Here is a 7,195-nt window from a genome sequence, read left to right on the forward strand (position 1 = left end):
TCTGAGGCCGCGCCCGCGGCTGCAGGAGCCGGCTCGGCGGATGCGCAGACGTCGCCAGCTGTGCGCTCGCTGGTCGCCGAGCACGGCCTGAACGTGGCCGAAATCCGTGGGAGCGGCCCCCACGGCCGCGTCACCAAGGAAGACGTGCTGGCGTTCATCGAGCGCGGCCGCGCCAAGTCGGCCGAGCCCGCTCCGGCGGCTGCCGCGGCTCCGTCCGCGCCCGCGTCCGCTCCGAAGCCCGCGGCCCCGGCCCCGGCCGCGCAGACCGGCGGGCGTGCGGAGACGCGCGAGCGCATGTCGCGGCGGCGCAAGACCATCGCGCGGCGGCTGGTAGAGGCGCAGCAGACCACGGCCAGTCTCACCACCTTCAACGAGGTAGACCTCAAGGTGGTGATGGAGCTGCGCAAGGCGCGGCAGGACGAGTTCGTGAAGAAGCACGGGGTGAAGCTGGGCTTCATGTCGTTCTTCACCAAGGCGGCCATCGGCGCGCTGAAGCAGTTTCCGCGGCTGAACGCCGAGATCCAGGGCGAGGAGATCGTCCTGAAGCATCACTACGACATCGGCATCGCGGTGGGCGCCGAAGAGGGGCTGGTGGTCCCCGTGGTGCGCGACGCCGACAAGCTGGGCTTCGCCGAGATCGAGAAGCGCATCGGTGACCTGGGCCAGCGCGCGCGCGACGGCAAGCTGACGCTGGACGAGCTGCAGGGGGGCACGTTCACCATCACCAACGGCGGGACGTTCGGCTCCATGCTGTCCACCCCCATCCTGAACCCGCCACAGGTGGGCATCCTGGGGATGCACAACATCGTGGAGCGGCCCATGGTGGTGAACGGGCAGATCGAGATCCGCCCGATCATGTACGTGGCGCTCACGTACGACCACCGCATCGTGGACGGCAGCGAGGCGGTGCGGTTCCTGGTGGCCATCAAGCGCATGCTGGAGGACCCCATCTCGATGTTGCTGGAGGGGTGAACGGCAGTGCGTTAGTGCGTCAGTGTGGAGAGAGCCTGTCCCCGTGCGGGGGCAGGCTCTCTTCATCGGCTCTACCGGAGCGGTCGCATCTTCATCCCCCCATGCCGTCGCCCGTCTCACGCGCCAGCAGCGTGTGGAAGTGGTGCGTGCCCACTTCGCGGCGCGGCGAGTAGCGGCCGCGGTTGTACAGGCGCGACCGCACGCCCTTCTGCACCGCTTCCACCACCTCTTCGTCCTCCATCTCCACGCGGTGCAGCCCGGCCCCGGCACCCGACTCGCGCCTGCTTTCGTCCCACACGTACGAGAGGAACGAGACACGGGTGCGGTCGTGCCCCAGCGGCTGCACCAGGTTCACCGACAGCCCCCACGGATAGAAGTTCAGCATCACGTTGGGGAAGAGCCACCAGTAGTAGGCGGCCACCAGCGTGCCCTCGTCCGGATGGCCGGCCGGAAGGGTGAACGCCTCGTCGCGGTTCTTGGTGGTCCCCAACTGCAGGTTGCACCAGTCGAAGGTTTCCGTGCGATAGGTGGCGTAATCCAGCGTGTCCGACAGCGACGCGTGGATGAACGGGAGGTGGAATTCCTCCAGGTAGTTGTCTACGTACAGCGCCCAATTGGCGCGGATCAGGTAGTCGCGCGAGGTGGACGCGTCGAAGTGGAACTCGTCCAGCGGCAGAAATCCGCAGCGCTCGCGTACCGGTCCGATCCACTCGTCGAAGCCGCACGCGGGCTCGATCCCGGTGAACGCCAGCGGTCCCCAGTGCCGCAGGGGCAGGGTGGGAAGATTGTCGGCGGGGGAGGGAAAGTTCTCGACGCCGTCGAACTCGGGCATGTGCGTCATGGTGCCGTCCAGCGCGAACCGCCGGCCGTGGTATCGGCAGCGCAGGTGCCGCGCGTGCGTCTCGCCCTCGCAGACGACGGTGCCGCGGTGCGTGCAGACGTTGCTCAGGCAGCGGGTTTCGCCGTCCTCACCCGCGGCCAGCACCAGCGGCTCGTCCAGGCACCCCTCCAACAGCGTGAACGGCAGCAGGTGCCCTGGCGCCTTCACTCGCTCCGCACCGCGCACCATCTGCCAGCTGCGCGCGAAAACCCGCTCCTTCTGCACCTGGTACCAGGCCGGCGAGGAGTAGACCTCGGAGGGCAGCGTCTGCGCGCGGTGGATTTCGGGGTGGATGGTGAACGGCTGCATTGGGCGTGCGTAAGTGCGTGTGCGTCGATGGGATCGAGGAAAGTAGGGGATGGGGCGCGATGGGCAATGCTGCTCGCCCGCAATCGGTGGTTCACCCGCTCCTGGATGGGTGCGCGCTCAGTCATGATCCGGTGGGTCCGGCTCTGATGGGGCGAATGAATTCGCTGCAACAAGGACACGAAGTCCGCCTTCGCGGACTGGCTTGTTCTCGTGGGTGGAGGACCGTGTGGCGCGCCCGATCAAGGACGAGTGCGTGAAGGCCGGGCATGCTGATACTTCCGATGATCTATGCATGGTGTGTGGCGGATCCCTCCGTCGCTGCCGACTGTGGCGCTGAGGAAAGCTCGCCGTGGCCGCTCCGTCGGGATGACAGTCGTGCTTCGGTCGACTTCGGATGGTGCCGTAATCGTGCGGGCCGTGGCGGGTCGTGTTCGACGTTTCGCATGGTCGATTCGAGGGCACGATCGCCTGAGAAGATGAGGCTGGCGCTGGGGCATTGGGCGCGGCTACTATCGGGAGACTTCCCCACCCTGCCGCCGCGGTTCGGACCCGCCGCCTCATCGACCCCGGGCACAGTGACCCTCATCTCTGCACCTTCCGTCGACGGTACGAACGCCCTGAGCCCAGCCGGCCAGAAGCGCGGGCTCCTGCGCGTTCTGGGCGTGACGTTCGGGCTGGCGGTGACCATCGGAAACACCATCGGCGCGGGAATCCTGCGCGCACCCGGCGAAATCGCGGCGCAGCTGCCCTCCACCGGGCTGTACCTGGCCGTTTGGGTGGCGGGCGGGCTGTACGCGCTGCTGGGGGCGGTGACGCTGGCGGAGCTGGGCGCCATGCTGCCGCGCTCCGGCGGCATGTACGTCTTTGCGCGCCACGCGCTGGGCCGCTACGCCGGGTTCCTGGTGGGGTGGAACGACTGGGCGGCCACATGCGGCAGCGCCGCGGCCGTCGCGGTGGTCATCGGCGAGTACGCGGGGGCGCTGGTGCCCGCCCTGCAGGGGCGCGCGGTGCCCGTGGCCACGGGGGTGACGGTGGCGTTCGCCGCACTGCAATGGCGGGGCGTGAAGATGGCGGGCGCGGCGCAGACGGTGACGAGCGCGGCCAAGGCGCTGGTGCTACTGGCCATCGTAGGCGCCTGCTTCCTGCTCCCCGCCACCCGTCCCCTCGCCACGGCGGCGCCGTCCGCCGTCCCCGCCGGGGGTGCGCTGCTCGTGGCGGTGATCGTCGCCATGCAGTCAGTGATCTACACGTACGATGGCTGGACGGGTGTCATCTACTTTTCCGGCGAGGTGCGCGATCCCGGGCGCGACATCCCGCGCGCCATGATCGGCGGCGTGCTTTCCATCACCGCCCTGTACCTGCTGCTGAACCTGGCGTACCTGTACGTGGTGCCCCTGCGCGCGCTGGCCGGCGAGCCGCTGGCGGCGGGCGCGGCGGCCCGGGCGGTGCTGGGCCCGGCGGGTGACACGGCCATTCGCGCGGTGCTGATCGTGGCGCTGCTCAGCACCGTCAACGCGCTGGTGCTGATGGCGCCGCGGGTGCTGTACGCCATGAGCGCCGACGGCCTGGTGCCCGGGGGCGCCTCCACCGTCAACGAGGGCGGCACGCCGACGGGCGCGCTCGTCGCCAGCACCGCCGTTTCGCTGGCGTTCATCGCCACGGGAACGTTTTCGGCCATCATCGCCGTACTGTCGTTCTTCTTCGTGGCCAACTACGTCCTGGCCTTCGCCAGCGTGTTCGTGCTGCGCCGTCGCGAGCCCGGCATGCCGCGGCCGTACCGCGCCTGGGGCCATCCGTGGACCACCGGGCTGGCGATGCTCGGCTCGCTCGCCTTTTTGGCGGGGATGGCCGCGGGCGATCCGGGCACCAGCCTGTACGCGCTGGGGCTGCTGGCCGCCAGCTATCCCGTCTACCGTGCCCTGACGGCCCTGATTCCCAGACCCGCCCGATGACCGTTCTGGACGAAGCCCCCGCCCCCGTGGCGGACGCGCCCGCGCAGCCGCTGCATCCCCGCGTGGTCGCCCTGTGGCGCATCGGCGCGCTGCTGTGGTGGGCGTTCCTCACCGCCGCCTCCGTCGCCGCGACGCTCATCTTCGAGCAGTCACCGTGGCTGGCGCTGCCCGTCGCCGTCATCGGAGCGGCGTGGGTGATCGTGGTACCTCCCTTCCAGTACCGCCACTTCCGGTACCGGATGAGCAACGTGGACCTGCGCATCATGCACGGGTGGCTGTGGCAGAGCGTGAGCGTGGTGATGCACTCGCGCATCCAGCACGTCGACACGCACCAGGGGCCGGTGGAGCGCATGCTGGGGCTGGCGACGGTCGTCGCCTACACGGCGGGAAGCGTCGGCGCGCGGGTGGCCATTCCGGGCCTTGCCGCCCCCGAGGCGGACGTGCTGCGGGAGCGGCTGGCGGCCGTCAGCGGAACGGACGATGGCGTCTGATACCGCCGCGCTGGCCGGGGCGGACGCACGGCGGCTTCACCCGCTGACGTTCGGGTTCGCCTCGTTCAAGATCGCCCGCAACATGCTGTGGCCCGCCCTGGCCGGCGGCTTCAGCATCGGCGGGCAGTTCGGCGGGTTCGTCCCGGTGTTCGTGGGCGTTCTGGCCGTGCCGGCCTTGATCGGCGCGGCGCTCACCTACGTGCGATACCGCTGGCTGCTGACGGGTGACGAGCTGCTGCTGCGCTCGGGCGTGCTGAACCGGCAGGATCGCGCGATTCCGCTGGCCCGCGTGCAGAACGTGGAGGTGCGCCAGAGCCTGGTGCAGCGCGTCTTCGGCGTCGCGGAGCTGCGCGTGGAGACGGCCGGCGCGGGCGCCGAGGCCGAGGCCGTGCTCTCCGTCCTCGCGCTTGCCGACGCGCAGTCCGTCCGTGCCGAGCTGCTGGCGCGCCGCCGCGGCGTGCGCGCGGTCGCGTCCGCCGAAACGGACGGAGTTCCCGCCGTGATGGACGTGGAGCTGGTGGACGCGCCGGCGTTGGCCCAGCTCTCCACCCGCGACGTGCTGGCCGCGGGCGCCACGGCCAACGAGGCGGGGGTGATCGCGGCGGCCCTGGCCGGCCTCCTCCAGTTCGCCGACGATCTGCCGTCGCCGTTCCTGGAGGAGGCGGTAGACCGGATCCTGGTGGAGGTGGGCGGCGGGTTCGCGGCCATCGCCGCCGCTGTCCTGGTGGCGATGCTGGTGTTCGGCTGGCTGATCTCCATCGTGGGCGCCGTCGTCCGCTATCACGGCTTCACCCTGTGGCGTGTGGGGGACGAGCTGCGCAAGCGCTACGGCCTGCTGACGGTGCACGAGGCCAGCATTCCGCTGAAGCGCGTGCAGGCGGTGCGCGTGGAAGAATCCATCGTCCGCCGCGCCTTCGGGCTGGCCTCGCTGATGATCGAGACGGCTGGCGGCGCGCCCGGGCAGCGCGGGGGCGCGGAGGCGTTCGTTCCCATCGCCCGGCGCGGCGCGGTGGGGCCGCTGGTGGGCGGAATCTTCGGCGGGTTGGACCTGGACGGGGTGCGGTTTCAGCCTGTGCACCCGCGGGCACAGCGGAGGATCGTTCTGCGCTACCTGCGGACGCTGCTGATTCTGTGGGTGCCGTTCTGGGCCGCGCGGTGGCTGGAGGTGGAGCCCATGGGATCGATGGCGCCCTGGATTGCCCTCCTGCTGCCGCTGCCGTGGGTCGCCGCGCGCCTGCAGTACCGCAACCGGGGCTGGGCGCTCACGCCAGGGTACGCGATCGCCCGCAGCGGCGTGCTCCGCCGGGTGACGTGGATCGTGCCCGACGCCAAGCTGCAGACGCTTCACCTGTCCGCGTCGCCCTTTCAGCGACGGCTGGGGCTCTCGACGCTGGTGCTGGACACGGCCGCGGGCGGGCGCGCCGCCGCCGTGATCGACCTGGGCGAGGAAACCGCGCGCGCGCTGCTGGAAACGCTCTCGGAGCGGATGGCGCCCCGGCCGGTCCGCGCCTCCGTGCCTGTTGCAGAGGCGGAGACGCCCGCCGTCGAGGTGGAGGAAGGCGAACGCGCCGCGGCATTGCCGGTGTCGGGCGAGTGACCAGAGTCGTGCAGCGGCGCGGACTGTGCGGCTGGTGGCGGGAGATGTCCAGACTTGCCGGTTTCACGTCCGCATTGTACGTTTACGAGGCGCGTCGGATCACCAAACCGATTCCCTCACGCACCCACGGAGGCAAGAATGAAGATCGCACCTTTGGGACGTGAGGCCACGATCGATGACCTGTACAAGGTCGAGGGCAAAGCGGAGCTCGTGGACGGGAGGATCGTCCTCATGAGCCCCACGGGAGGCGCGCACGGCAGGGCGGCCAAGAACATCTTGATCAGCCTGGGCCTGTACGAGCGGAACGTCGGGGGAGGAATCGCGTTCGGCGACGCCGTGGGTTTCATCTACTCTCCGCGAAGGTCCTTTTCCCCGGACGCATCCTGGTACGTGGGTCCCGAGCCTACCGAGAAGATGCTCGACGGCGCGCCGCTCCTGGCCGTGGAGGTGCGCAGCCCGGAGGACTACGGTCCGGCCGCGGAGCGGCGGATGGCGGCGAAGCGTGCAGCCTACTTCGACTGCGGCACGCAGGTGGTGTGGGACGTCGACGGGTTGCGCGCGGAGGTGATCCGCGTGTATCGCGCTCCGGACCCGGAGAGCGCCGACGTCTACAAGCGCGGCCAGGTGGCCGACGCGGAGCCGGCGGTGCCCGGATGGCGGTTCCCCGTGGACGAGTTGTTCCTGTAGGAGACGGAGAGAAGATAACCCCCAGCAACGAGACCGGCTGCCGGTGCATGCCTCGGGCGTAGACCCGCTTCGGCGAGTGTGTGGCGGATCCCTCGGTCGCTGCGGATTACGGGGTGTGGGCCGGTTCGCCGTGGCCGCTCCGTCGGGATGACATTCGTTTCGGCGGGCGAGAAAGCAGAAAGGCCGGAGCGGCGGGAAGCCGCTCCGGCCTTTCTTCATGCACCAGGACCGCCCGGGGGGACGGCCCTGCACCCGCAGCAAATCAGGCGAGGCGCGAAACGTTCTCGGCCGCCGGGCCCTTGGGACC

The 7,195-nt window shown here is 70.2% G+C and carries 6 protein-coding genes; 5 read left to right on the forward strand and 1 reads right to left on the reverse strand.

What is annotated here, in order from left to right; genetic code table 11:
- Positions 1 to 972: 2-oxoglutarate dehydrogenase complex dihydrolipoyllysine-residue succinyltransferase (odhB, locus tag VIB55_RS00630; protein WP_331874723.1), on the forward strand; the 972-nt coding region annotated here is incomplete at its 5' end.
- A gap of 91 nt (positions 973 to 1,063) precedes the next feature.
- Here the strand turns inward: odhB and VIB55_RS00635 are convergent.
- Entirely contained in the window at positions 1,064 to 2,161 is a 1,098-nt protein-coding gene (locus VIB55_RS00635) for an aromatic ring-hydroxylating dioxygenase subunit alpha (RefSeq protein WP_331874724.1), read from the reverse strand.
- A 575-nt stretch (positions 2,162 to 2,736) separates the two neighbouring features.
- Here VIB55_RS00635 and VIB55_RS00640 point away from each other — a divergent pair.
- The 4 genes from VIB55_RS00640 (at position 2,737) to VIB55_RS00655 (ending at position 6,888) form a co-directional block, all read left to right on the forward strand.
- Positions 2,737 to 4,113 carry an APC family permease gene (locus VIB55_RS00640; RefSeq protein WP_331874725.1) on the forward strand — a complete coding sequence of 459 codons (1,377 nt, stop codon included), beginning with the start codon at positions 2,737 to 2,739 and terminating at the stop codon, positions 4,111 to 4,113.
- The gene (locus VIB55_RS00645; RefSeq protein ID WP_331874726.1) at positions 4,110 to 4,604 is read left to right on the forward strand and encodes a PH domain-containing protein; all 495 of its coding nucleotides are present in this window, start codon (positions 4,110 to 4,112) and stop codon (positions 4,602 to 4,604) included. The genes VIB55_RS00640 and VIB55_RS00645 overlap by 4 nt, the downstream gene beginning before the upstream one ends.
- The gene (locus VIB55_RS00650; protein ID WP_331874727.1) at positions 4,594 to 6,201 is read left to right on the forward strand and encodes a PH domain-containing protein; all 1,608 of its coding nucleotides are present in this window, start codon (positions 4,594 to 4,596) and stop codon (positions 6,199 to 6,201) included. Before VIB55_RS00645 ends, VIB55_RS00650 begins: the two co-directional genes overlap by 11 nt.
- 138 nt (positions 6,202 to 6,339) lie before the next feature.
- A complete protein-coding gene (locus VIB55_RS00655; RefSeq protein ID WP_331874728.1) occupies positions 6,340 to 6,888 on the forward strand; it encodes a Uma2 family endonuclease in 549 nt (182 codons plus the stop codon).
- Positions 6,889 to 7,195: the final 307 nt, after the last annotated feature.

Source organism: Longimicrobium sp. (assembly GCF_036554565.1).
Classification (GTDB): Bacteria; Gemmatimonadota; Gemmatimonadetes; order Longimicrobiales; family Longimicrobiaceae; genus Longimicrobium.

Coding starts and splice junctions, on each gene's coding strand:
- VIB55_RS00655 (WP_331874728.1), top strand. CDS start 6,340: ATGAAGATCGCACCTTTGGGACGTGAGGCCACGATCGATGACCTGTAC.
- VIB55_RS00650 (WP_331874727.1), top strand. CDS start 4,594: ATGGCGTCTGATACCGCCGCGCTGGCCGGGGCGGACGCACGGCGGCTT.
- VIB55_RS00645 (WP_331874726.1), top strand. CDS start 4,110: ATGACCGTTCTGGACGAAGCCCCCGCCCCCGTGGCGGACGCGCCCGCG.
- VIB55_RS00635 (WP_331874724.1), bottom strand. CDS start 2,161: ATGCAGCCGTTCACCATCCACCCCGAAATCCACCGCGCGCAGACGCTG.